The 23,142-nt window shown below is 67.9% G+C and carries 23 protein-coding genes; 10 read left to right on the forward strand and 13 right to left on the reverse strand.

From position 1 onward, the window contains the following. Positions 1 to 86: 86 nt before the first annotated feature. Positions 87 to 1,319 carry an MFS transporter gene (locus tag VDQ18_RS14310; protein WP_323021595.1) on the reverse strand — a complete coding sequence of 411 codons (1,233 nt, stop codon included), beginning with the start codon at positions 1,317 to 1,319 and terminating at the stop codon, positions 87 to 89. A 106-nt stretch (positions 1,320 to 1,425) separates the two neighbouring features. Then, on the reverse strand, positions 1,426 to 2,163 hold the full coding sequence (locus VDQ18_RS14315; protein WP_323021596.1) for an SDR family oxidoreductase: 738 nt from the start codon (positions 2,161 to 2,163) through the stop codon (positions 1,426 to 1,428). A 97-nt stretch (positions 2,164 to 2,260) separates the two neighbouring features. Here VDQ18_RS14315 and VDQ18_RS14320 point away from each other — a divergent pair, with 97 nt between their 5' ends. Together VDQ18_RS14320 and yidD are read left to right on the forward strand one after the other, a co-directional pair. Continuing rightward, on the forward strand, positions 2,261 to 2,752 hold the full coding sequence (locus tag VDQ18_RS14320; RefSeq protein WP_323021597.1) for a DUF523 domain-containing protein: 492 nt from the start codon (positions 2,261 to 2,263) through the stop codon (positions 2,750 to 2,752). 135 nt (positions 2,753 to 2,887) lie between these two features. Then, positions 2,888 to 3,121, forward strand: coding sequence for a membrane protein insertion efficiency factor YidD (gene yidD / locus VDQ18_RS14325; protein WP_416235109.1), 234 nt, complete (start codon positions 2,888 to 2,890; stop codon positions 3,119 to 3,121). 3 nt (positions 3,122 to 3,124) lie between these two features. Here the strand turns inward: yidD and VDQ18_RS14330 are convergent, their stop codons facing one another. Beyond that, positions 3,125 to 3,592 carry a hypothetical protein gene (locus VDQ18_RS14330; RefSeq protein WP_323021598.1) on the reverse strand — a complete coding sequence of 156 codons (468 nt, stop codon included), beginning with the start codon at positions 3,590 to 3,592 and terminating at the stop codon, positions 3,125 to 3,127. Positions 3,593 to 3,717: 125 nt separating this feature from the next. On the opposite strand from VDQ18_RS14330, the gene ttcA reads away from it, so the two are divergent. From ttcA to VDQ18_RS14370, 8 genes are all read left to right on the forward strand, one after another. Further along, on the forward strand, positions 3,718 to 4,614 hold the full coding sequence (gene ttcA, locus VDQ18_RS14335; protein WP_323021599.1) for a tRNA 2-thiocytidine(32) synthetase TtcA: 897 nt from the start codon (positions 3,718 to 3,720) through the stop codon (positions 4,612 to 4,614). An 84-nt stretch (positions 4,615 to 4,698) separates the two neighbouring features. Further along, positions 4,699 to 6,249: a GGDEF domain-containing phosphodiesterase gene (locus VDQ18_RS14340; RefSeq protein ID WP_323021600.1), complete on the forward strand. Its 1,551-nt coding sequence runs from the start codon at positions 4,699 to 4,701 to the stop codon at positions 6,247 to 6,249. 284 nt (positions 6,250 to 6,533) lie between these two features. Then, positions 6,534 to 8,354: a membrane protein insertase YidC gene (gene yidC, locus VDQ18_RS14345; RefSeq protein WP_323021601.1), complete on the forward strand. Its 1,821-nt coding sequence runs from the start codon at positions 6,534 to 6,536 to the stop codon at positions 8,352 to 8,354. Next, positions 8,351 to 9,112, forward strand: a complete 762-nt coding sequence (locus VDQ18_RS14350; RefSeq protein WP_323021602.1) for an MOSC domain-containing protein — start codon at positions 8,351 to 8,353, stop codon at positions 9,110 to 9,112. The genes yidC and VDQ18_RS14350 overlap by 4 nt, the downstream gene beginning before the upstream one ends. Then, entirely contained in the window at positions 9,109 to 9,762 is a 654-nt protein-coding gene (gene yihA, locus VDQ18_RS14355) for a ribosome biogenesis GTP-binding protein YihA/YsxC (protein ID WP_323021603.1), read from the forward strand. The genes VDQ18_RS14350 and yihA overlap by 4 nt, the downstream gene beginning before the upstream one ends. A gap of 4 nt (positions 9,763 to 9,766) precedes the next feature. Then, on the forward strand, positions 9,767 to 10,666 hold the full coding sequence (gene argB, locus VDQ18_RS14360) for an acetylglutamate kinase (protein ID WP_107753547.1): 900 nt from the start codon (positions 9,767 to 9,769) through the stop codon (positions 10,664 to 10,666). Then, positions 10,650 to 11,300, forward strand: coding sequence for a ferredoxin (locus VDQ18_RS14365; protein WP_323021604.1), 651 nt, complete (start codon positions 10,650 to 10,652; stop codon positions 11,298 to 11,300). Before argB ends, VDQ18_RS14365 begins: the two co-directional genes overlap by 17 nt. Further along, complete coding sequence (locus tag VDQ18_RS14370) at positions 11,297 to 11,803, forward strand: histidine phosphatase family protein (protein WP_323021605.1); 507 nt, start codon at positions 11,297 to 11,299, stop codon at positions 11,801 to 11,803. The genes VDQ18_RS14365 and VDQ18_RS14370 overlap by 4 nt, the downstream gene beginning before the upstream one ends. A gap of 15 nt (positions 11,804 to 11,818) precedes the next feature. Here the strand turns inward: VDQ18_RS14370 and VDQ18_RS14375 are convergent, their stop codons facing one another. The 10 genes from VDQ18_RS14375 to VDQ18_RS14420 all read right to left on the reverse strand — a co-directional run bounded on the left by VDQ18_RS14375 (position 11,819) and on the right by VDQ18_RS14420 (position 23,018). Further along, positions 11,819 to 13,939: an acyltransferase family protein gene (locus VDQ18_RS14375; RefSeq protein ID WP_323021606.1), complete on the reverse strand. Its 2,121-nt coding sequence runs from the start codon at positions 13,937 to 13,939 to the stop codon at positions 11,819 to 11,821. Between the two features lie 131 nt (positions 13,940 to 14,070). After that, positions 14,071 to 14,850 carry an amino acid ABC transporter ATP-binding protein gene (locus VDQ18_RS14380; RefSeq protein ID WP_416235110.1) on the reverse strand — a complete coding sequence of 260 codons (780 nt, stop codon included), beginning with the start codon at positions 14,848 to 14,850 and terminating at the stop codon, positions 14,071 to 14,073. A 20-nt stretch (positions 14,851 to 14,870) separates the two neighbouring features. After that, entirely contained in the window at positions 14,871 to 16,211 is a 1,341-nt protein-coding gene (locus tag VDQ18_RS14385; protein WP_323021608.1) for an amino acid ABC transporter permease, read from the reverse strand. Position 16,212: 1 nt separating this feature from the next. Then, entirely contained in the window at positions 16,213 to 17,469 is a 1,257-nt protein-coding gene (locus VDQ18_RS14390; RefSeq protein ID WP_323021609.1) for an ABC transporter permease subunit, read from the reverse strand. Positions 17,470 to 17,596: 127 nt separating this feature from the next. Next, the gene (locus VDQ18_RS14395; protein ID WP_323021610.1) at positions 17,597 to 18,613 is read right to left on the reverse strand and encodes an amino acid ABC transporter substrate-binding protein; all 1,017 of its coding nucleotides are present in this window, start codon (positions 18,611 to 18,613) and stop codon (positions 17,597 to 17,599) included. 270 nt (positions 18,614 to 18,883) lie between these two features. Then, the gene (locus tag VDQ18_RS14400) at positions 18,884 to 19,594 is read right to left on the reverse strand and encodes an ATP12 family chaperone protein (protein ID WP_323021611.1); all 711 of its coding nucleotides are present in this window, start codon (positions 19,592 to 19,594) and stop codon (positions 18,884 to 18,886) included. After that, on the reverse strand, positions 19,591 to 20,256 hold the full coding sequence (locus VDQ18_RS14405; RefSeq protein WP_323021612.1) for an HAD-IA family hydrolase: 666 nt from the start codon (positions 20,254 to 20,256) through the stop codon (positions 19,591 to 19,593). The genes VDQ18_RS14400 and VDQ18_RS14405 overlap by 4 nt, the downstream gene beginning before the upstream one ends. Then, complete coding sequence (locus VDQ18_RS14410) at positions 20,253 to 21,287, reverse strand: RluA family pseudouridine synthase (protein ID WP_323021613.1); 1,035 nt, start codon at positions 21,285 to 21,287, stop codon at positions 20,253 to 20,255. The genes VDQ18_RS14405 and VDQ18_RS14410 overlap by 4 nt, the downstream gene beginning before the upstream one ends. Next, entirely contained in the window at positions 21,284 to 21,661 is a 378-nt protein-coding gene (gene crcB / locus VDQ18_RS14415; protein WP_323021614.1) for a fluoride efflux transporter CrcB, read from the reverse strand. The genes VDQ18_RS14410 and crcB overlap by 4 nt, the downstream gene beginning before the upstream one ends. A 31-nt stretch (positions 21,662 to 21,692) precedes the next feature. Beyond that, on the reverse strand, positions 21,693 to 23,018 hold the full coding sequence (locus tag VDQ18_RS14420) for a replication-associated recombination protein A (protein WP_323021615.1): 1,326 nt from the start codon (positions 23,016 to 23,018) through the stop codon (positions 21,693 to 21,695). Between the last annotated feature and the right edge of the window lie 124 nt (positions 23,019 to 23,142).

The following is a 23,142-nucleotide window of genomic DNA, read 5'->3' on the forward strand; positions in this document are numbered from 1 at the left end:
GGGGGGGGGGGGGGGGCCCCCCCCCCCCCCCCCCTTTGCCTCTCCGGGGGCGAGCAGCCCCCCGCCCCTTTTCCCGGCCCACCCCCTCACACCGGGCGCCGCCCCCGCTCGGCCGGGGTCACCCCCAGCATCGGGTGCAGCCGCCCCGACAGCACGAACATCGCCCCCAGAGCCAGCCCGACCGCGCCGAAGATGCCCTGGATCGGCGCCACCAGCAGGATCAGCGCGCCGATGCCCGGGGTCATGATCCCCGACACGTCGCGGAAGCTGGAATAGACGGCCGCCATCTCGGTCCGCTCCGAGGGCTTCACCGCCATCAGGAAGGGCAGCCCCCCGGCAATGTCCAAGAGCACCAGGAAGGCCGAGGCGAGGAACAGCGAGGCCACCGCCAGTTCCGCCACCGGCAGCACCGCCGCGACCAGAAACCCGAAGGAGGCGCAGAAGAACCCGGTCCGCACCGCCACCCGCACCGTCCGCCGCTGCACCCAGCGCAGCATCAGCGGCGTGACGAAGAGGAAAGCGTTGGTCACGGACACCAGCACGCCGCCCAATTCCTCCCACAGCCCGTGTTCGATGGCATAGATCGGCAGATAGACGATATAGCCCCACCAGCCGCAGGAGCGGATCACCGCGAAGAGCCACCCGGCGATCAGCCGCGGCTGGGCGAAGAACCGGCCGAGGAAGGCCAGCGGATTGGGTGCCGCGCCCTTGGCCTTCTGGATCAGCTTGCCGTTGCCGAGCCTCAGCCACCAGAAGACCGTGATCTGCACCAGCGCGAACGAGGCCGCCAGGATGAACGGCAGGGGCGCCCAGAGCTTCATCAGCGCGACCCCGGTAACCGGCCCCGCGCTCCAGCTCAGCGCGGAATAGAACATGCGCAGCGTCTCGGTCTTGCCAAGGTCATTTTTCGCCACGTAGTCAAGAACATAGGCGTTCAGGCAGATGAAACAGGTGACCGTGGCCAGGGTGCAGGCAGCCAGGGCCGCGACGATCATCATGCCGCCCATCGCCCCCAGCGAGCCGCCGACCAGATACATCAGCGCGCCGAAGGTATAGAGCCAGCGCCGCGGCACCTTGCGGTTGATCCAGGGCAGCAGCAGCCCCAGCGTCAGCGAGGCGAGGCCGATCACGAAATAGACCCGGCTGACCGCGCCCGCGTCGCCCAGCGCCTGATACATGGCCAGCGGGAAGACCGACAGCAGCGTGCCGCGGATCATCGCCTCGATGCCCGAAAGCGTGGCGAAGGCCTTGGCGCCGGGCTTGCGGGCGGCGGCCTCGGGCGGGTGGCGCAGCCACTCGGGGATGGAACGTTCGAACATCGGGGCCTCCGGTGCCGACCGGACGCCAATCCGCGCTGCCTGTCGCCTTCAAAGGCGACTGGGCCATGTCGCAATTCTGCCTGCGGCGGCGGACGGCCCTCCGGGCTCAGCGCCCGCCCGTCACCTCCATCACCGCGCCGGTGACATAGGACGCGGCCGGGCTGCACAGCCAGAGGATCATCTCGGCCACTTCCTCGGCCCGGCCCGGGCGCCCCATCGGGACCAGAGGCGCCAGATCGAAGGCCCGTGTCGGCCGCCCGCCCGAGGCGTGGATTTCCGTGTCGATCAGCCCGGGCCGGACCGCGTTGACCCTGACCCGCCCGGGCGCCAGTTCCCGCGCCAGGCCGATGGCCAGCGTATCCACCGCCGCTTTCGAGGCCGCGTAATCCACGTATTCCCCGGCCGACCCCAGCCGCGCGGCGACCGAGGACAGCAGCACGATGGCAGCATCCCCCTCGTCCCGGGGCAGCCGCCGCGCCGCCTCGCGCGCGCAGAACAGAGCGCCCAGCACGTTGGTCTCCACCACCGCGCGCAGCCTCTCGGGCGTGGTCTCGGCCAGGGTCATCGAGGGCGCGACGATCCCCGCGTTGATCACCACCGCGTCCAGCCTGCCCAGCGCCGCCTCCGCCCCATCGAAGACAAGCGCCACCGCCGCGGGGTCGGTCACATCCCCCGCCAGCGCCACCGCCCGACGCCCCAGCGCCTCGACCCCGCGCACCACCTCGGCCGCGGCTTCGGCGTCCTGCCGGTAGGCCACCGCCACGTCCCAGCCCCGCGCCGCGGCCATGAGCGCCGTGGCCCGGCCGATCCCCCGCGAGGCGCCCGTGATGAGCATGCTGGCCATGCGCCGATCCTCCCCTGCCTGCCGCAAGGCTAGCCCGCCCGCGCCCCTCGCGAAAGCCCGGGCTTTACGCCGCCCGCGACCACGCTAAGCTGGCGGCATGAAACGCATTCTCGTCAGTTCCTGCCTGCTGGGCGCCCCGGTTCGTTACGATGGCCGGGCCAAGACCCTGGCCGGTCCGCTTCTGGACCTCTGGCGCCGCGAAGGGCGGATCGTGCCGCTCTGCCCCGAGATGGCGGCGGGCCTGCCCGTGCCGCGCGCCCCGGCCGAGATCGCCCCGGGCGTGACCGCCTTGCAGGTGCTGTCCGGGCAGGGCCAGGTCCTCACCGACAGCGGCGAGGATGTGACCGCCCCCTTCGTCCGCGCCGCCGAGCTGGCGCTGCAGGCGGCCCGCGCCCATGATTGCGCCTTCGCGCTGCTGACCGACGGCAGCCCCTCCTGCGGCAGCCTCTTTGTCTATACCGGCGAGCATGACGGCACCCGCCGCCCCGGTCGCGGACTCGCCGCCGAGATGCTGGAACGCCACGGCATCCGCGTCTTCGCCCCTTCGCGGATCACCGAGCTGGCGGCAGCGCTGCGGGCGGCGTCCTAGGGGCCGGTTGCCGCAGGGGGCTTGCGCCCGCGCGCGGCGCGTCCCACATCAGGCCAAAGCCGAAAGGTCAGCTCCTTGTGCCCTCCTCCACCCCCGCCGCGCCCCCGGCCCCTGACCTCGCCCGCTGCCTGGGCGGTGTCGCTGCCGGTCCGCGCCTATCGGCTGCTGTGGAGCCCCTGGGTCGGTCACGGTTGCCGCTACCAGCCGACCTGCTCGGCCTATGCGCTGGAGGCCCTGGCGCTGCACGGGGCGATCAAGGGTTCGTGGCTGACGGCCAGGCGCATCGCCTCGTGCCACCCCTGGGGCGGGCAGGGCTATGACCCGGTACCGGGCGCCGATCCCGAGTGGGACGCGGAGCACCGGCATTAGCGCTCAATAGGCCCCGGTTCCAAGCATCACCATCAGGGCCAGCACCAGGCCGATCCCGCCCCCGGCAAGGATCGCATTGCGCCGCGCCAGACCCGGCGCCTGGGAGGCAAAGGCGGCGGGATCGGCCATCAGGCGCCGCAAGCGCTGGCGAAAGGCGCCGTCCACCCCCTGCACCGCGAAGACCAGCACGAAGGCCGCGACCACGATCATGCCGTAGGGCGTGGCAAGGTCGCCCAGGCTTTGTACCCCGCCGCTCAGCCAGGCCCGCAGCGGGCCGGTCAGCAGCACCAGCAACCCCGCCGCCCCCATCACGGCGCCCGACCGCCACCCCATCCGCGCCAGCATCGCTTCGGCCTGCCCGGCCGGCAGCCGGGCCAGCGCCGGAAAGACCACCAGTGCGGTATAGAGCACGCCGCCGGCCCAGATCACCCCCGCCACCAGATGCAGCGCATAGCCCAGCAGATAGCCCATTCCCAACTCCGCATGTTAATCCCGTTAACATACCCGAGCCCCGCCCCCTGTCAATCGCCCCCGGCCCCCAACTTGACGCCGCCCGGCCAAACCCCCTATGGCAGGGCTTCAGGAGGGCCCGGCCCATGCTCGACGACAGCGACGATCTTCCCGGCGACGACATCCACCCGCTGTTCCACGGGGCGCCGAAATCCACCGAATTCCGCAAGCTGCGGAAGCGGCTCGTGCAGCAGGTGCGCGAGGCGACCGAGGCTTTCGGCATGATCCGTCCCGGCGACAAGTGGCTGGTCTGCCTGTCGGGCGGCAAGGACAGCTACACGCTGCTTGCGGTGCTGCACGAGTTGAAATGGCGCGGCCTCCTGCCGGTGGAGCTGCTGGCCTGCAACCTCGACCAGGGGCAACCGGGCTTCCCGGCGACGGTGCTGCCCGACTTCCTGACCCGGATGGGCGTGCCGCACCGGATCGAATATCAGGACACCTATTCCATCGTCGTCGACAAGGTGCCGCAGGGGCGGACCTATTGCTCGCTCTGCTCGCGGCTGCGGCGCGGCAACCTCTACCGCATCGCGCGTGAGGAGGGCTGCACCTCGGTCGTGCTGGGCCATCACCGCGACGACATGCTCGAGACGTTCTTCATGAATCTGTTCCACGGCGGGCGGCTGGCGACCATGCCGCCGAAGCTGGTGAACGAGGATGGCGACCTGACCGTGCTGCGGCCCCTGGCGTTCGTGGCCGAGGCCGATTGCGAGAAATTCGCCCGGGCGATGGACTATCCGGTCATTCCCTGCGACCTCTGCGGGTCGCAGGACGGGCTGCAGCGCATGCAGGTCAAGGCCTTGCTGGACGAATGGGAGAAACGGACGCCCGGGCGGCGGAACGTCATGTTCAAGGCGCTGATGAACGTGCGGCCCTCGCATCTGGTCGACCCCAAGCTCTTCGATTTCATCGGCCTCTGGCCCGAGGCGCCGGGCACCTCGGCGGCAGATGCTGAAAATTCGAATGAAATTCCTCGTCTGCGTTAAGGCTTCGCTCACTACCTTAACCAAGGCTGCTTGTACCGGGGGGCTGCGGGCGCCCTGCAAGAAGGACGGGTAAAGGCTTTGACGATGACTTGGGCACGGCGGGCGATGGCAATCGCCAGACAGCGGCGCTTTTGGACCCTGGCCCTGATTCCCGCGCTGACGCTGGCCACACTCGCCGCGGGCCTGTCGGCCTGGGCGCTGGTGGCGCTGGTCGCGGTGCAGGCGGCGCTTTTGTGGTCGGCGCTGCGTGACGCGCTGGCCGCGGGCGCCCAGTCGGAGCTGCGGGGCCATGCCTCGATGCGGGACCGCAAGGGCGTGCTGGACCTGCTGAACGCGCAGGGGCTGGGCACCGCGCAGGGCGCCGCCGCCGCGCTGGCGGTGCGCCTTGACGATGCGCCGCGACTCGCGCGGCAGCTTGGTGCCACCTCCTTTGCCGCGCTGCGCGACACGCTGGCCGAGCGGCTGGCGCTGTCCCTGCGCGATCAGGACCTGTTCTGCGCGCTGGAGACGGACGGTTTCGGCGTTGCGCTGCAGGCCCAGCGCGGGCTGGACCTGGGCGGCATCCTGGCCGTGGCGCAGCGCATCCAGTCGCGGCTGTCCGCGCCCTTGCCGATCAACGGCGTGACCCTCTGGCCCAGCGTCTCGATCGGCTTTTGCATCTCGCCCCGCGCCGCCATGCTGAACGGCCTCGACATGCTGCAGGCGGCCGAGGCCGCGGCGGAACGCGCCCTCCGCTCGGGGCCCGGCGCGCTCAATTCCTATTCCGTCGTCGATTTCCCCTCGACCATGACCGGCGACCGGGTCTCCAGCCTGCGCCGCGCGCTGGAGAATGGCGAGATCCGCGCCTATTTCCAGCCGCAGATCGAAGCCAGCACCGGCGCCGTCAGCGGGCTTGAGGCGCTGGCGCGCTGGCAGCATCCCCAGAACGGCCTGATCTCGCCGGGCGAATTCCTGCCGCAGATCGAGGCTGCGGGCCTCTCGCCCCGCCTGGCCGAACGCATGCTGCGCGAGGCGCTGACCGCGCTGAAGGAGCTGGACGCGCAGGGGCTGCGGGTGCCCCAGGTCTCGGTCAACCTTTCGGCCGAGGAATTGCGCAACCCGCGCCTGGCCGACGAGATCGGCTGGGAACTGGACCGCCACGATCTGGAGCCCGAACGGCTGACGGTCGAGATCCTGGAAACCGTCGTCGCCCGGGGCGAGGACGACATCGCCGTGCGCACCATCGCCCGGCTCTCGGCCATGGGCTGCGGCATCGACCTCGACGATTTCGGCACCGGGCATGCCTCGATCGCCAATATCCGCCGCTTCGCCGTCGGCCGGATCAAGATCGACCGCAGCTTCGTCACCAACATGCACACCGACCCCGACCAGCAGCGCATGGTGGCGGCGATCCTGTCGATGGCGGCGCAGCTGGACCTCGGCACGCTCGCCGAAGGGGTCGAGCATCCCGAGGAACAGGTCAAGCTGGCGCAGATGGGTTGCGGCCATCTGCAGGGCTTCGCCATCGCCCGCCCGATGCCCGCCAGCGACCTGCCGGGCTGGCTACGCGCCCATCTGGCGGCGCTGGAACAGGGCGAGCCTTGGGTCGAAAACGCCGAGGACGCGCGCCAGGCCGCCGGGCCGCACAAGCCCTGAGGCGGGGCGGGCCCAAAGGGGGCAGCGCCTGCCGGGCGCGAGGCCCCTTGGCCGCGTCGGACGCAATCTGACCCCTGCGCCGAGGAACCGCGCCGCGCCCCGGCGCAGGGCGGCCCCGCAGCGGCGCAGGTATCGCGCCCGGGCAAGACGACGAGGGCGCGGCCACCCGCGGACGGCGGCAAAAACCCCCGACCGGCCGACCGATCCGGGGGAATCCGCTTGACCTTTGGGGGCAACGCCTGTTGAACCGGCGCTGCATAGAAATCGCGCCCGGAACGCCCTCGATGGACGATCAAACCAAGAACCTGATCCTCGCCTTCGCCCTGAGCCTCGCGGTCATCATGGGCTGGTTCGCGCTGTTCCCGCCCCCGGAACCGCAACCCGGCGACACCATTTCGCAAAGCGAACTGGTCCCGCCGCCGCCCGGCGAAAGCGCCCCGGCCTCGACCGATGCGACGATGGCCGAGCCGCTTCAGGAAACCGCCCGCATCGCCATCGACACGCCGCGCCTGACCGGCTCGATCGCCCTGACCGGCGGCCGTTTCGACGACATGCAGCTGCGCGACTATACCGAGACGGTCGAGCCCGACAGCGACCTCGTCCACCTGCTGAACCCCAATGGCGGCAGCCGCCATCCGTTCTACGCCCTCTTCGGCTGGACCCCGCGCGGCGCGCTGGACTACGCCAATGTCCCCGGCCCCGCGACCCCCTGGGAGCAGGTCGGCACCAACGCCCTGACCGTCGACACGCCGGTCACGCTGCGCTGGGACAACGGCGCGGGCCTGATCTTCACCCGCGTGATCCGTATCGACGACAATTACATGTTCACGGTCGATCAATCGGTCGAGAACACCACCGACGCCGCCGTCTCGCTGGATCCCTATTCGATCCTGGCGCAACATGGCGTGCCCGCCGACTTCCAGTCCTATTTCATCTCGCATGAAGGCCTCGTGCAGATGACCGATGGCGCGCTGCTGGAAGGCAATTACAAGGACATGGTCGATTATCCGGTCTCGGACCGCGAGCGGATCCCGACGCAGACCACCACCGCGACCGAGAATGCCTGGATCGGCTTCACCTCGAAGTATTTCATGGCGACGCTCGTTGGCATCCCGGGCCAGCCCGCCACGGTCGTCTCGCAATACGTCCCGGGCGGCGACATCTATCAGGCGAGCCTGCGTCAGCCGACCGTCACGGTCGAGCCCGGCCAGACCGCCAGCGCCTCGTCCATGCTGTTCACCGGCGCCAAGGTCTTCGACATCCTCGAAAGCTATGAGGAAAACCAGAACGTCCAGCGCCTGACCGACGCCATCGACTGGGGCTGGTTCTTCTTCCTGACGCGCCCCATCTTCCGCGTGCTGAACTTCTATCACAGCGTGATCGGCAACATGGGCTGGGCCATCCTGGCGCTGACGCTGACGCTTAAGGCGATCCTGCTGCCGCTGGCCTGGAAATCCTACGTCTCGATGGCGCGGATGAAGGAACTCCAGCCCGAGATGCAGAAGCTGAAAGAGCGTGCCGGCGACGACCGCCAGAAGCTCCAGCAAGAGATGATGGCGCTCTACCGCGACAAGAAGGTCAACCCGGCCGCCGGCTGTCTGCCGATCCTGTTGCAGATCCCGATCTTCTTCTCGCTCTACAAGGTGATCTTCAACACGATCGAACTGCGGCACGCCGACTGGTTCTGGGTGTTCAACGACCTCTCGGCGCCCGATCCGACCTCGATCTTCAACTTCTTCGGCCTGCTGCCCTGGGCCGCACCGGAAACCGGCTCGCTGATGGCGACCGTGTTCCTGGGCCTGCTGCCGCTCCTCTTCGGCATCTCGATGTGGTTCCAGATGCGTCTGAACCCGGCGCCCGCCGATCCGATGCAGCAGACCATCTTCAACTGGATGCCGTGGATCTTCATGTTCGTGATGGGCGGCTTCGCCTCGGGGCTGCTGATGTACTGGATCGGCAACAACATCATCACCTTCATCCAGCAATACCTGATCATGTCGGCGCATGGCTCGCGGCCGGATCTGTTCGGCAACATCAGGTCGTCGTTCAAGAAGCCGAAGGCGGCGAATGCCGACAAGGCCCCCAAGACCGGCAAGGCAAAGTGAAGACAGCGCATCTGGCGCATATCGTCCGGCATCCGGTGAAATCCGCCGGATACCAGGAACTCGACCGGGCGGCCCTGATCCAGGGCCGCCCGATGCCCTTTGACCGGGTCTGGGCCGTGGCGACCGAGGCCGCCAAGTTCCCCGCAGCGCCCGAAGGCTGGGCGGCCAAGATGAATTTCCTGCGCGGCGCGGCCGAGGGCCAGTTGCAGGCGATCCGCGCCCGGTTCGACGAGGCCACCGGCAGCCTCACCCTGACCCATCCCGACCGCCCCGCCTTCGCCGGCACCCTGCCCGCCGACGGCCCGGCGCTGGTCGCGTGGCTGCGCCCGCTCTGGCCCGCGACCCGCCCTGCCCCCCGCGCGCTGGTTCAGCGCCAGGACGGCGGCGCACTGACCGATGTGCCCGATCCCTTCGTGGCGATCCTCTCGCTCGGCTCGCTCCGCGATCTGGGCAGCCGGATGGGCCGCGCCCTGTCGATCCACCGCTTCCGCGGCAATCTCTGGATCGAGGGTTGGGCGCCCTGGGCCGAAGTCGACCTGATCGGCCGCGAGATCACCCTCGGCGAGACCCGCCTCAGGATCGAAGAACCCATCACCCGCTGCGTCGCCACCACCTATGACCCCGAGACCGGCGAGGCGGCGGGCGACACCCTCGCCGCGCTGCAATCCGGCTGGGGTCACAAGGACTTCGGCGTCTACGCGCGGGTCCTCAACAGCGGCGCCGTCGCGATCGGCGACCGCGTGGAGATCACCCCATGACCACCCTCCCCTTCCCCGAAACCGCCCATCCCACGCCCGAGGATCTGGAGGCCGGCCGCAAGCTGTTCGCCGGGCCCGTCGATTTCGTCAAAGGCGTGGTGGCGATGCCCGGCCTGCCCCCGGCCGACCGGCTGGAGATCTGCTTTGCCGGACGCTCGAATGTCGGCAAGTCGAGCCTGATCAACGCGCTCACCGGCCGCAAGTCGCTGGCGCGGACCTCGAACACGCCGGGCCGCACGCAAGAAATCAACTATTTCGACGTGGGCGGGCAACTCTATCTGGTCGACCTGCCCGGCTATGGCTTTGCCGAGGCGCCGGTCGCCGTGGTCCGCCAGTGGCAGGCGCTTCTGAAGAGCTACCTCTCGGGCCGCGCCACGCTGCGCCGGGCCTTCGTGCTGATCGACATGCGCCACGGCGTCAAGAAGGTGGACGAGGAGATCCTCGACCTCCTGAACAAATCCGCCGTGACCTTCCAGGTGGTGCTGACCAAGGCCGACAAGATCGGCGCGGCCGAGCGCGAGCGCACCCTGGCCCAGGTCCGCGCGGCACTGGCCAAACACCCCGCCGCCTATCCCGAGCTGCTTGTCACCTCCTCGGAAAAGGGCGAGGGTGTGGCGACGCTTCGCGCGATCCTCGCCACCATGCAGTAAGCCCATGAGACAGCAGAACATGAACCGTGACTGGAAAGCCACCGCCCGCACCCTGTCGGAAGCCCTGCCCTATCTGCAGCGCTTCGCCGGGGCCGTCGTCGTCGTCAAGTTCGGCGGCAATGCGATGGGCGATGACGAGGCCATGGCCGAATTCGCCCGCGACGTGGTGCTGATGCGCCTTGTCGGCATCAATGTCGTCGTCGTTCATGGCGGCGGGCCGATGATCAACGATTTGCTCAACCGTCTGGGCATCAAGTCGGAATTCGTGCGCGGCAAGCGCGTGACCGACAAGGCCACGGTCGAGGTGGTCGAAATGGTGCTGACCGGCCTTGTGAACAAGCGCATCGTGCAGGCGATCATGGACGAAGGCGGCCGCGCCGTGGGTCTGTCTGGCAAGGACGACGACCTGATGGTCTGCGTGGCCGATGACCCGGAGCTGGGCTTCGTCGGCAAGCCGGTCGAGATGAACGTGCAGGTGCTGCGCGACCTCTTCAAGGCCGGCATCATCCCGGTCGTGGCCCCCGTCGCCACCGGCATGAGCGCGCTGGAGACGTTCAACGTCAACGGCGACACCGCCGCCGGGGCCATCGCTGGCGCGCTGCAGGCCGACCGCCTGCTGCTGCTGACGGACGTGTCCGGCGTCAAGGACAAGGACGGCAACGTCCTGACCGAGATCCACCCCGACCAGATCCGCGCCATGACCGCCGACGGCACCATCGCCGGCGGCATGATCCCCAAGACCGAGACGGCGCTTCTGGCCATCGAGCAGGGCGTGCGGGCGGTGGTGATCCTCGACGGGCGGGTGGCCAACGCCTGCCTCTTGGAACTCTTCACCGAACACGGCGCGGGCTCGATGATCCGCGCCACGCCTCCCCGCGTCTCGCCCCGTGGCACGGGCGTCTGAGGCGCTCTCGGCGCTTCAGGAACAGGGGCTGGTGGCGCTGGCCGTCACCGCCCCCGACCCCGATTTCTGCCCACCCGAGGCCCGCGCGCTGGTCCTGATTGGCCCGGCGGGCGGCTCGCTCTGGTGGGACCGGCTCAAGACCGCCCCCGAATGGCAGGACGGCGCCCCCGACCCGGTGGACCGCTGGTCGAAGCGGGTCCTGGGCGCGCTGGCCGAGCGATTCGGCGGCCGCGCCCTCTTTCCCTCGGACGGACCGCCCTGGCCGCCCTTCTTCCGCTGGGCGCAGGAGACCGGCGCGCTCTGGCAAAGCCCGGTCGGGATGCTGGTCCATGCCGAGCAGGGGCTCTGGGTCTCGTTCCGCGGCGCGCTGGCGCTGCCCTTCGCCGTGGCCCTGCCCCCGGCTGAAAACCCCTGTGAAACCTGCCCCACGCAGCCCTGCCGCACGGCCTGCCCGGTCGGCGCGCTCTCGGCCACGGCCTATGACACCGCCCGCTGCCACGCCCATCTCGACACGCCCCAGGGCCGCGATTGCCTCACCGAAGGCTGCCGCGCGCGCCGCGCTTGCCCGGCGGGTATCCCGCATGCAAGACTGGCGGACCAATCCGCCTATCACATGAGCCGGTTCCACCGATGATGAAGCGCCTGATCCTCACCCGCCACGCGAAATCGAGTTGGGACGACCCCACGATGTCGGACCACGACCGCCCGCTGAACGAGCGCGGCAAGGCCGCCGCGGCGGATCTGGGGGAATGGCTCGCGTCCCGCGGCTATGTCCCGGGCGAGGTCCTGTGCTCGGACGCGCTCAGGACCCGCAAGACCTGGTCGGGCATCGCCCCCGCCCTGCCCGGCACGCCCGAGCTGATCCTGAAACCCGCGCTCTATCACGCGGGGCCGGATGTGATGCTGGCGGTGCTGAAACACGCCTCGGCGGATACGGTGATGATGATCGGCCACAACCCCGGCATCGCCGAATTCGCCGGCCGCATCGTCGCCCAGGCGCCCCTCAACCCCGACTTCCAGCGCTACCCGACCGGCGCCACCCTGGTCGTCAGCTTCGAAGCGCCGAGCTGGCAGGACGTGGACTGGCATTCGGGCTCGGTCCGCGACTTCATCGTGCCGAAGGAAATCGCCGCCTGAGGCGCTGCGGTCGGGCTATTCCGACCCGGCCAGCTGATCAATAAAGCTGGCAACGATCAGGGCCGCCCCCTCCTCGGAGGGATGATTGCCGTCGTAATAGAGCGGCACGGTGTCGAGCTGGATGTAGCAGCGGTCCGCTGCCCTGAGACCGCGAAACAGCGGCTCGGTCGCCACGCGGACGACATTGTCGCCTGAAACCTCATCGAAAACGCCGCGGACGAAGGCCGTGCGGCTGACATAATCCGCGCGCGGAAAGGACAGGTCCTGCACAATCTCGCCGGTGCGGCGGAAGTGAATCGCGTTCTCCAGCGCGATGTCCACTGCCGATTCCGGCACCGGGTCGATCAGGAACAGGCGACGCGAAGCCGAGGCTAGCTCCTCGAGATAGGCGCGCAGGGCCCCTGCCTTCGCCTCGGGGTCCCGATGCAGCGCTCCTTCCGCATAGACGTCGTATTCACGGTATTCCTCGTGGTCCAGATGCCCCTCGCTGTTGCGATAGGGCATTCCTTCGATGGCCCCCGCCACCGGATAGAGGCGGAAGGACCAGCGGTTCAGCAGGATGACATCGGCATCCAGCCCGCGCAGGTGGTCAATCAACTCGCGATGCCGCTCATCGCAATCGGTGACCGACAGGTCCCGATTGCGCCGCATGAACGGCAGCGGCTCGCATCCGACCGTTTGCAGATACACGCCCCGCAAGCCCTCAACCTGCAGCGCCCCGTCCAGCGCAAGGCTCAGTGCCTCGCTGTGGGAATCCCCCAGCAGAACGATTGTTCGGGTCGCCTGAGGGTCACCGAAGACGCAACCGGCCGTGACTGTCAGCCCGTCCAGCAGCTGCCCGCGGTCACAGACCGGTCCTTCGGCCCGGATCCGCTCGCCCAGGCTGCGCCAGACCACGTTCTCGGGATAGCTGAGGCGCAGGCGGGTATGCGCAGCCGGCTGGACCTGCATGTAGATGCCGAACGCGCCCACGAACAGCAGCATTGCCGCATAGAAGCCGCGGTTGCGAAGCCGGGAGATCCAGCTGACCGCAGGACGCCGGAATGGCCGCTCGACCAGCACCCAGGTGAGAAGCGACAGGATGGTGGCCAGCGCGATCAGGCCCCAGCGTTCGGCGATCGACGCGCCGCCGTCGATCGTGGTCCAGCGATGGAACACGAAGAGCGGATAATGCCAGAGGTAGAGGCTGTACGAGATCAACCCGATCCCCACCAGCAGACGATTCCCCAGGATGGCCTGCGCCAAGGTTCCCGAGCGCGCCCCCAGGATCACCAGCGCCGCGCCCAGCGTCGGCAGGAGGGCGGGAAGGCCGGGAAACGGCACGGTCGCATCATAGGCAAAGACCGCCAGCAGGATCGCGCCGATCCCCAGAAGCGCCAGCAGCCCCGCCAGCCGGGCGCCAAAGGGCGCGGGCCAGCGATCCAGCACAAGCGCTACGAGGACGCCCAGAAGCAGCTCCCAGGCCCTCGTCGGCAGCAGGTAGAAAGCCGCCGCGGGCGACGATGACGTCAGCCATTGCGCGGCGCCCAAGCTGAGCGCGAAGCCCGCGAGCGCCCCAAGCCAGAGCCCGCGCTCACCGCGCTTGCGCAGCACCAGCAGGGCGAACAGCGGAAAGAGCAGGTAAAACTGGCCCTCGACCCCAAGGCTCCAGGTGTTGAGCAGGGGTTTCAGCGTCGAGGCGGTGTCGAAATACCCGCTCTCCAGCCAGAAAAGTACATTCGACACGAAGAATAACGCCGCCAGAACGCTCTCGGCGAAATCCCTCGTGTCGCTGGGCAGCAGCAGGAACCAGGCGGCCGGTCCGCTGCAAGCAAGCACCACCAGCAAGGCAGGCAGGATGCGTCTCGCGCGGCGGATATAGAAAGCCCGAAGCGTGAAGGTGCCGCGCCGGTTTTCTTCCAGCACGATGCTGGTGATCAGATAGCCGCTGATAACGAAGAAAACGTCGACACCGACAAAGCCGCCCTGAAATGCGGTAAAGCCCGCGTGAAACAGCACAACCGGGATAACGGCAAGGGCACGCAACCCGTCGATTTCGCGACGATATCTCATGCCGCCTCGCCCCTCACCGCCTGTCACCAATACGACAACTGCTTCGCTTTCCTTCCGGATAGCTTCCAGGCCGGACCAGGACAACAATCCAGGGCTTGGGTGGCAATGAACAGGCCGCACTGCGGAGATCGTGCAACGCAGACGGCCCGGAACCACGTCCCGGGCCGTCGCGTTTCAAGGGCGCCGTCTGCCTCGGCGGCAAGACGGCGGGTCGCTCAATGCCCCAGGATCTGGCTCAGGAACAGCTTGGTCCGCTCGCTCTGCGGGTTGTTGAAGAACTCGTAGGGCTCGTTCTGCTCGACGATCTGGCCCTGGTCCATGAAGATCACCCGGTTCGCCACCGCCTGCGCGAAGCCCATCTCGTGGGTCACGCAGAGCATGGTCATCCCCTCTTCGGCGAGCTGGATCATGGTATCCAGCACCTCCTTGATCATCTCGGGGTCGAGCGCCGAGGTCGGCTCGTCGAACAGCATGATCCGCGGCCGCATGCAGAGCGAGCGGGCGATGGCCACGCGCTGCTGCTGACCGCCCGACAGCTGGCCCGGGTATTTGTGGGCCTGCTCGGGGATCTTCACCTTTTCCAGGAAGTGCATCGCCGTCTCTTCGGCTTCCTTCTTGGGGATCTTGCGCACCCAGATCGGGGCCAGCGTGCAGTTCTCCAGAATGGTGAGGTGCGGGAAGAGGTTGAAGTGCTGGAACACCATCCCGACCTCGGAGCGCACCTTGTCGATGTTCTTCAGGTCCGACGACAGTTCCGTGCCGTCAACGATGATCGTGCCCTTCTGGTGTTCCTCCAGCCGGTTGATGCAGCGGATCATCGTCGATTTGCCCGAGCCCGAGGGCCCGGCGATGACGATCCGCTCGCCCCGGTTCACGGTCAGGTTGATGTCACGCAGAACGTGGAACGTGCCGTACCACTTGTTCATGTTGGTGATCTGGATGGCGACCTCGTCCGAGACCTTCATCTGGCTGCGGTTGATGGCGGCAGTTTCCATGCTTTCCATGGGAAATCTCCTTAACGATGGTCGGTCTTGAGGCGGCGCTCGAGGTGCATCGAGTAGCGCGACATGGAGAAGCAGAAGACCCAGAACACGGCACCGATGAAGATGAAGAGTTCCCAGTAGATCCCCTGCCAGTCCGAGGTCGCGCGGATCGCGCTCGCCCGGCCGATCGGATCGAGAATGCCGATGAACACGACCAGCGTGGTGTCCTTGAAGAGGCCGATGAAGGTGTTCACGATCCCCGGGATCGAGATCTTCAGGGCCTGCGGCATGATGATCAGGCGCTGCGCCTTCCAGTAATCGAGGCCCAGCGCATCCGCCGCCTCGTACTGGCCGCGCGGCAGCGCCGCGAGGCCGCCCCGGATCACCTCGGCCATATAGGCGGTGGCGAACAGGGTGACCATGATGATGACGCGCAGGATCAGGTCGAAGTTGGTCCCGGGCGGCAGAAAGTAGTTCAGGAGCAGCGACGCCGTGAACAGCAGCGTGATCAGCGGCACGCCGCGGATGAACTCGATGAAGGTGACCGAGATCCATTTGATCAGCGGCATGTTCGACTGCCGGCCGAGGGCGAAGAGGATGCCCAGCGGCAGCGACAGCGCGATGCCCGCGACGCCGATCACGATCGAGATCATGAAGCCGCCGAATTCTCGGGACGGCACCGAGCGCAGCTCGATCGGGATGAGGCGGGCCAGCAGGTCGGCGATGTTCTGGACGATCGGGAAGATCCCCAGATCAAGGCCGAGCCAGCCCGGCGGGTCGAAGAACAGGCACAGGAACAGCACCACCGCCAGCGCGCTGGTCGGCACGGTGCCCAGAGGTTCGGCCGCGCGCATGATGAAGAAGCCCAGCAGCGCCAGCCCCAGCAGCACCATGACCGGCCCCCAGACCGACCCGCCCCACAGGAGCCAGACGGCGATGAACGGGTAGATGACCGAGAACCACATCAGCTTGCGCGGCACCGACGGGAACAGCACCGGCGCCACGGCCACGATCAGCAGCACGAAGGCCAGAATCGGCCGCCAGTAAAGGTCCGACGGATAGAAGCCGAACATCAGCTGCAGCCAGTTGACGCGGATCACCGCCCAGCAGGCGCCGGTGGCGCCGTCCAGGATGGCGCGGCATTCGGTCAGCGAATTGGCATTCCAGACGGAATTGAGCACCCAGGGCGCCAGTTCGTAGACAATGCCGACGACGGCCAGCAGCGACAGCAGGGTCAGGATGGCGTTCAGCCAGCCCGAGAACAGGTTCTCGCGGATCCACTTGACGGCACCGGCCTGGGTGGTCGGCGGCGCCTCGGGCGGGAGCATCGTGTCGCGGACGAAAGCGACGGTTTGCGCATGGGTATCGCTCATGTCACCGCTCCCTCAGCTTGATGCGGTTGTTGTAGTAGTTCATCACCGTCGAGATGATCAGGCTGATGACCAGATAGATGAGCATCAGCAGCAGCATCCCCTCCAGTTCGCGCCCGGTCTGGTTGATGGTGATCCCCCCCAGCGTCGAGCGCAGGTCCATGTAGCCCACGGCCAGGCCCAGCGAGGTGTTCTTGGTGATGTTGAGGTATTGCGAGATCAGCGGCGGGACGATGACGCGCATCGCCTGCGGCAGGATCACCAGCCGCATGGTCTTGCCCGGCTGCATGCCCAGCGCATAGGCGGCCTCGGTCTGGCCCTTGGCGATGGCGAGGATGCCCGCCCGGACGTTCTCGGCGATGAAGGCGGCGGTATAGATGCTCAGGCCGATCCACATGGCGATCAGCGAGTTGCGCATCTGGATGCCGCCGGTGAAGTTGAAGCCCCGCAGCTCGGGATATTCGGCGTGGAAGCCGAAGATCACCAGCAGCACCGCCAGCGGCGCCAGGAAGATCAGCAGGCTCTTCCACCAGGTCTTGGGCCGGACGCCGGTGGCGTTCTGCACCGCCGTGGCATGGGCCAGGAGGCGCTTGTTCAGCCAGAAGCTGGCGATCAGCGCGGCGACGATGACCAGCCAGTTCAGCCCGGTCCCGAGGTTGGGCACGCCGAGCATGGCGCCCAGATCGACCGAGAAGAGCGGCGCGGGCACATAGACGCCGCGGTTGGTGATGGCGACCGAATCGAAGAGCAGCATGCTCGAGGTCGCGTTCTCGCCCCGGAAGGCCGAGGGCGCGGGCATCGATTCCGACATCACCGCCGAGACGACGATGATCCAGATCAGCACCGGCACGTTGCGGAAGGTCTCGATATAGACCGTCATCAGGCGGGCGACGATCCAGTTGTTGGACAGTCGCAGCACGCCGGCGATAACGCCCAGCACGGTGGCCGTGATGCAGGCCATGACCGCCAGGATCAGCGTGTTCAGAAGGCCGACGACGGTGGCGCGCAGATGCGTCGATTGCGAGGAATACTCGATCGGTCGCTGCGCGATGTCATAGCCCGCGGTGTTGAAGAGGAAATCGAAACCGAAGGGCTTGCCCAGGGCCTCGAGGTTGGTCTTGGTGTTGTAGACCAGCCATGCGGCGCCGAACATGAGCACGAAAAGCGCGAAGACCTGGATCGTCATCGACCGGTAGCGCGAATCGTAAAGCAACATGCTCAGGCGAAACGCGGGCTGCTGAGCGCCGCTGTCCATTGCCATGAAATGTCTCCCTGCATCCGTGTGGTTTTTTTTGCTGCCCGCACCTTTTGGCGTCGGGCGACACGGTTATGCTTGTTTTAGATAGGAAAACGGCGCGCGACGGGGTCGCGCGCCGGATCCGGGGCCGTTAGCGGAACGGCGGTGCGTAGAGCAGACCACCCTGGGTCCACTGCGCGTTCAGACCGCGGGCCAGGCCGATCGGGGTGGCCTCGCCAATGGTGGCGGCGAAGATCTCGCCATAGTTGCCACCGGCGGCAATGGCGCGCATCGCCCATTGCGCGTCGAGACCGATCATCGCACCGAGGTCGCCTTCGGCGCCCAGCAGACGGTTGATCTCGGGGTTGTTGGTGCCGGCGGCCATCTGCTCGAGGTTCGAGGTGGTGACGCCCAGCTCTTCGGCGGCGACCAGCGCGTTCAGGGTCCAGCGGGCGATATCGGCCCATTGGTCGTCACCCTGGCGCACCAGCGGGCCCAGCGGCTCTTTCGAGATGATTTCCGGCAGGATCACGTGATCGCCGGGGGTCTCGAACGAGGCGCGGGTCGCAGCCAGACCCGAGGCGTCGGTGGTGTAGACGTCGCAGGCACCGGCCAGGTATTGCTGCTGGGCCTCGGCGTTGGTCTCGATCGGGACCGGCTCGTAGGTCATGTTGTTGATGCGGAAGTAATCCGCGAGGTTGAGCTCGGTCGTGGTGCCGGTCTGGATGCAGACGGTGGCGCCATCGAGTTCCGTGGCCGACGACACGCCGAGCGCGCGGTTCACCATGAAGCCCTGGCCGTCGTAGTAGTTGACGCCAATGAAGGTGAAGCCGAGGTCGGTATCGCGCGAGAAGGTCCAGGTGGTGTTCCGCGCGAGGATGTCGATTTCGCCCGAGGCCAGCGCGGTGAAGCGGGTCTGACCGGTGGTGGGGACGAAGTTCACGGCCATCGGGTCGCCCAGCACCGCCGCGGCGATCGCCCGGCAGACGGCGACGTCAAAGCCCTGCCAGACGCCGTTCGCGTCGGGAGCCGAGAAGCCGTTCACGCCGGTCGACACGCCGCAGTTCAGCGAGCCACGGGCCTTCACGTCGTCGAGCGTTGCCGCCGACGCATAGCCAGCCACCAAGGCCGCCGTTGCGAGCGTCCCCAAAAATACCGATTTTTTCATAGTTACCTCTTCCTGTTGCAACCGCCCCTGCGGGCGATCTTCCAGCCCCTCGCGGAGCCAATGGTTGCCGGTTCAGATCCGGCTGGACATCGCCACGGTAATGGAGCCGGGGCGACGAGGCGCATCTTTACGATGCTGCGTAGGCGAATTTGTGCCGATTATTATTGGCCGTCAAGTCAATCATTCCTGACGTTGATGCTTACGCAAGCGGCAATAGCGGCGGCCCGGCCCCCCGGAGAATGCGTATTTTCTCGGCAAACCTGTTGGGCGCTAACAGCGACAGGCGGCGAAAAAACGGGCGGCGTCGAGAAAGGCGGTCCGGCGGTGCAACGTCAAGCGGATGGCCTCGTCGTCGGGGCCCCATTGCTCGGTCTGCCAGTCCTCGTCGATTCGCGAAACGTCCCACAGGGTTTCGACCGGGGCGATTCCCTCGGTCACCGCCAGACCGATCACCAGCGAGCCCGACATGGCCACCAGATCGTGAAAAGCGGTCAGCTCGAAAGGCGTGAAACGCAGGATGTGCCCGGCCAGCCGGCCCAGCGTCTCGGGCTTCTGCTCGGTCGGCATGACGCCCGAGGTGACGGCCCAGCCGACGCCGAAGCGCTCGGCCGACCAGGCCAGCAGCGGGTCCCAGGCCCGCGCCTGCCGCTCGACCAGTTCGACCGGGCTCTCGGCGCGGTAGCACAGCAGATCCGTCTCGCCATAGGCGGCGATGATCTCGGCCACTTCGGTGAACTGGGCGCTCACCTTGTCCAGCGCGGCATTGGCGGCGCGGGTGGCGGGCATTGCCTCGGGGCGGACCTCGCCCTCCTGCGCGGCCCATTCGGCGGCCACCAGATCGGCCAGCGCCCGGGTCGGCAGCATAAGCGGCGCCTTGGCCGGGGTCTTGATCGGCCGCCCGTCCAGGGCGATGCCGAAGCCCTCGGGCGACTCGGTCACGGTGACGGCCTTCCAGAAAACCTTCGGTGCCCAGCCGCTCATGCCCAAAGCCCCCCCAGCGCCGCGTCGAGCTGGTCGAGGCCGTCGATCCGCAGATCGGCCCGGGCGAGGCGCTTGACCGGATGATAGCCCCAGGTCACGCCGATGGCGCGGATCCCGGCGGCGTGGCCCATCTCGATGTCGAATTCGGTATCGCCGACGATCACGGCGCGCTCGGCCGGGACGCCGGTTTCGCGCAGGCAGGCATGGATCATCGAGGGATGCGGCTTGGACGGGTGGTCATCGGCGACCTGCGTGCTTGCGAAGAACCCGCCCAGATCGTGCGAGACCAGCAGCGCGTCGAGACCCCGGCGCGACTTGCCCGTGGCAATGGCGAGCGTCACGGCCGGATCAGCCGCCAGCCGCTCCAGCGCCGCGCGGGCGCCGGGGAATAACGGGCTGCCCTTGGCGCCGTTCTGCACCCTGAGCGCCTGATAGGTCGACTTGTAAGCGGCAACCAGCGCGTCGCGCCGGGCCTCGGTCACGCGCGGCGCCAGATGGGTCACGGCGACCGGCAGCGACAGGCCGACGATGCCCTTGATCGCCTCATGCGAGGGGACAATCATCCCCTGCCCGGCGAAGGCCGCGGTCATCGAATCGATGATATCGGTCTGGCTGTCGACCAGCGTGCCGTCGACGTCGAAAATCACCAGGCGAGGGGTCATTCCTGCTCCTCGAAGGGGTCGGCGGGGACGTCGGTTTCCTTCCAGCCCATGGTGGCCCAGCTTTTCGCCATATGCGCGGGCAGCGGGGCCTCGATGGTGACGGGCTTGCCGGTGATCGGATGCTCGAAGCTGATGCGCCGCGCGTGCAGGTGCAGCTTGCGGCTGATGTCGCCGCCCAGCTGCGCGCCCCAGCCGTCGCCCAGATTCTCCTGCCCCGAGCCGCCGTATTTGCCGTCGCCGATGATCGGATGCCCGATCTCGGCCATATGCGCCCTCAGCTGGTGGGTGCGCCCGGTGATCGGCACCAGCGCCACCCAGGCGGCGCGGCTGGCCAGCCGGTCGAGCACGGCGTAATCGGTGGTCGCGCGCTTGGCGCCCTCGGTCTTGTCGACCTCGTTGGGGTGGACGCAGCGCATCTTCTCCGCATCCCGGCCGCCCGATTTCACCAGCCCGTAGCGGATCGTGCCCATCAAGGGCTGCGGCACCCCGGCGACGATGGCCCAATAGATCTTGCGCGTGTTGCGGTGGCGGAAGGCCTCGGACAGGCGCCGGGCGACGCGCGGCGTGCGGGCCAGCAGCAGGACGCCCGAGGTGTCCTTGTCCAGCCGGTGCACCAGCACGGGCCGCTCCTTGTAGCCGAATTTCAGCGCCTCGGTCAGGCCGTCCACATGGCGGTTGCCCTGCCCGCTGCCGCCCTGCGAGGGCAGGCCCGGCGGCTTGTTCAGGGCGATGACATGCTCGTCCTTCCACAGCACGCAATCGCGGATCATCTCGGCATCGGCGTCGGGGATCCCCTCGACCCGCGTGGGCGGCGGCGGCGCGGCATCGGGCAAGGGCGGGATGCGCACCTGCTGCCCCGCTTCGATCCGGTCGCCCGATTTCACCCGCTTGCCATCGACGCGCAGCTCGCCCTTGCGGCAGAACTTCTCGACCATGCCCTGGGTGACCTGGGGAAACTTGCGCTTCAGCCAGCGATCCAGCCGCTGCTCGCCTTCATCGGTGCCGACGGTCAGGGTCTGTACGCCGCTCATGCGGTGATGCTCCTTGCAATCCAGAGGCCCGCCACGATCGCCACCAGCGACAGCGTGACCGAAGCCGCGACATAGGTAACGGCGAGCGCCTGCTGGCCCCGCTCCCACAGCGTCAGGGTGTCGAGGGAGAAGGCCGAAAAGGTGGTGAACCCGCCCAGCACCCCGGTCATCAAGAGGGGCGCGAAACGGTTGGCGCTGAGATGGCCCAGCATGACCACGACAACCCCCATGACGAAGGAGCCCAGCACGTTCACGGCCAGCGTCGCCCAGGGGAATCCCGGCCCCATGAGCCGCATTGCCGCCACCCCGGTCAGGTAGCGGCCCGAGGCGCCGAGCGCGCCGCCGAGGGCGACTTGGAGAAGCGTGGACAACATGCCGCTGCCTTGGCGCGCATGGACCGCAGAGTCAAGCCGGGCCACCCTGACGACGGCTTCTGAGCTTGGCGAAATACTCGACCCGCTTCTTCAACTCCCGCTCGAACCCGCGTTCGGGCGGCGCGTAGAGGACCGGGCGCTTGACCCCCTCGGGGAAGTAATTCTGGCCGCTGAACCCGTCCTCGGCATCGTGGTCATACTGATAACCCGCGCCGTAGCCCTGGCTCTCCATCAGCTTGGTGGGGGCGTTGAGGATATGCGCGGGCGGCATGGCGCTGCCGGTCTTGGTCGCCAGCTGCCGCGCCGCCTTGTAGGCCACGTAGACCGCGTTCGATTTCGGCGCGAGGGCGAGGTAGACGAGCGCCTGCGCCAGCGCCAGCTCGCCCTCGGGACTGCCGAGGCGCTCGTAGGTCTGCCAGGCCTCAAGGCACACGGATTGCGCCTGCGGATCGGCCAGGCCGATATCCTCGACCGCCATGCGGGTGATGCGGCGGGCGAGGAACCGGGGATCCTCGCCCCCCTCCAGCATCCGCGCGAACCAGTAGAGCGCCGCGTCGGGGTCGGATCCCCGGACCGATTTGTGCAGCGCCGAGATCAGGTTGTAATGCTCGTCGCCCGATTTGTCGTATTTCGCCGCCCGTCGCATCAGCCGCTTGGTGAGCGCCTCGGTATCGAGCGGGGCGCCGCTCACGCGCCAGGCCATGACCTGCTCGATCAGATTGAGCAACGCCCGCCCGTCGCCGTCCGCCATTTCCAGAAGCGCGTCGCGGGCCTGCGGCGAGAGCGGCAGCTTGCGCTTCTGCTCATGCTCGGCCCGCTCGGCCAGACTCTCCAGATCGGCCAGCGACAGGCGCGTCAGGATCATGACCTGCGCCCGGCTCAGCAGCGCCGCGTTCAGCTCGAAGGAGGGATTCTCGGTGGTGGCGCCGACCAGCAGGATCGTGCCGTCCTCCATATGCGGCAGGAAACCGTCCTGCTGCGCCTTGTTGAAGCGGTGGATCTCGTCGACGAAGAGGAGCGTCCCCTGCCCGTTCCGCCGCCTGAGTTTCGCCGCCTCGAAGACCTTTCTCAGTTCGGGCACGCCCGAGAAGATGGCGCTGATCTGAACGAAATGCAGATCCGTCTCGGCCGCCAGCAGCCGGGCGATGGTGGTCTTGCCCACCCCGGGCGGCCCCCAGAGGATCAGCGACCCCAGCGTCCCCGCCGCCAGCATGGCACCCAAAGGCCCGTCGGGGCCCAGAACCGCCTCCTGCCCGATGACCTGCCCCAGCGACTGCGGGCGCAGCCGGTCGGCCAGCGGGCGCGGGGCGTCCGGGGCGCGGGAGTCGTCGGAGGGGGAATCGAAGAGATCGGCCATGGGGGGAAATCTATGCGCTGCCCGGGGCGGGGGGAAGGCGCCTTCGGCTCAGCCGCGCGCCCTTGGCCAGCGCCGGGGGTTTCACACCCCCGGACCCCCGTGGGATATTTGCAGCGCAAAGATG

Source organism: Pararhodobacter sp., from assembly GCF_034676075.1.
GTDB lineage: Bacteria > Pseudomonadota > Alphaproteobacteria > Rhodobacterales > Rhodobacteraceae > Pararhodobacter.

What these genes read in the sequence shown, in the direction of transcription:
- VDQ18_RS14310 (WP_323021595.1), bottom strand. Translation starts at nt 1,319, where the DNA reads ATGTTCGAACGTTCCATCCCCGAGTGGCTGCGCCACCCGCCCGAGGCC.
- VDQ18_RS14315 (WP_323021596.1), bottom strand. Translation starts at nt 2,163, where the DNA reads ATGGCCAGCATGCTCATCACGGGCGCCTCGCGGGGGATCGGCCGGGCC.
- VDQ18_RS14320 (WP_323021597.1), top strand. Translation starts at nt 2,261, where the DNA reads ATGAAACGCATTCTCGTCAGTTCCTGCCTGCTGGGCGCCCCGGTTCGT.
- VDQ18_RS14330 (WP_323021598.1), bottom strand. Translation starts at nt 3,592, where the DNA reads ATGGGCTATCTGCTGGGCTATGCGCTGCATCTGGTGGCGGGGGTGATC.
- ttcA (WP_323021599.1), top strand. Translation starts at nt 3,718, where the DNA reads ATGCTCGACGACAGCGACGATCTTCCCGGCGACGACATCCACCCGCTG.
- VDQ18_RS14340 (WP_323021600.1), top strand. Translation starts at nt 4,699, where the DNA reads ATGACTTGGGCACGGCGGGCGATGGCAATCGCCAGACAGCGGCGCTTT.
- yidC (WP_323021601.1), top strand. Translation starts at nt 6,534, where the DNA reads ATGGACGATCAAACCAAGAACCTGATCCTCGCCTTCGCCCTGAGCCTC.
- yihA (WP_323021603.1), top strand. Translation starts at nt 9,109, where the DNA reads ATGACCACCCTCCCCTTCCCCGAAACCGCCCATCCCACGCCCGAGGAT.
- argB (WP_107753547.1), top strand. Translation starts at nt 9,767, where the DNA reads ATGAGACAGCAGAACATGAACCGTGACTGGAAAGCCACCGCCCGCACC.
- VDQ18_RS14370 (WP_323021605.1), top strand. Translation starts at nt 11,297, where the DNA reads ATGATGAAGCGCCTGATCCTCACCCGCCACGCGAAATCGAGTTGGGAC.
- VDQ18_RS14380 (WP_416235110.1), bottom strand. Translation starts at nt 14,850, where the DNA reads ATGGAAACTGCCGCCATCAACCGCAGCCAGATGAAGGTCTCGGACGAG.
- VDQ18_RS14385 (WP_323021608.1), bottom strand. Translation starts at nt 16,211, where the DNA reads ATGAGCGATACCCATGCGCAAACCGTCGCTTTCGTCCGCGACACGATG.
- VDQ18_RS14390 (WP_323021609.1), bottom strand. Translation starts at nt 17,469, where the DNA reads ATGGCAATGGACAGCGGCGCTCAGCAGCCCGCGTTTCGCCTGAGCATG.
- VDQ18_RS14395 (WP_323021610.1), bottom strand. Translation starts at nt 18,613, where the DNA reads ATGAAAAAATCGGTATTTTTGGGGACGCTCGCAACGGCGGCCTTGGTG.
- VDQ18_RS14400 (WP_323021611.1), bottom strand. Translation starts at nt 19,594, where the DNA reads ATGAGCGGCTGGGCACCGAAGGTTTTCTGGAAGGCCGTCACCGTGACC.
- VDQ18_RS14405 (WP_323021612.1), bottom strand. Translation starts at nt 20,256, where the DNA reads ATGACCCCTCGCCTGGTGATTTTCGACGTCGACGGCACGCTGGTCGAC.
- VDQ18_RS14410 (WP_323021613.1), bottom strand. Translation starts at nt 21,287, where the DNA reads ATGAGCGGCGTACAGACCCTGACCGTCGGCACCGATGAAGGCGAGCAG.
- crcB (WP_323021614.1), bottom strand. Translation starts at nt 21,661, where the DNA reads ATGTTGTCCACGCTTCTCCAAGTCGCCCTCGGCGGCGCGCTCGGCGCC.
- VDQ18_RS14420 (WP_323021615.1), bottom strand. Translation starts at nt 23,018, where the DNA reads ATGGCCGATCTCTTCGATTCCCCCTCCGACGACTCCCGCGCCCCGGAC.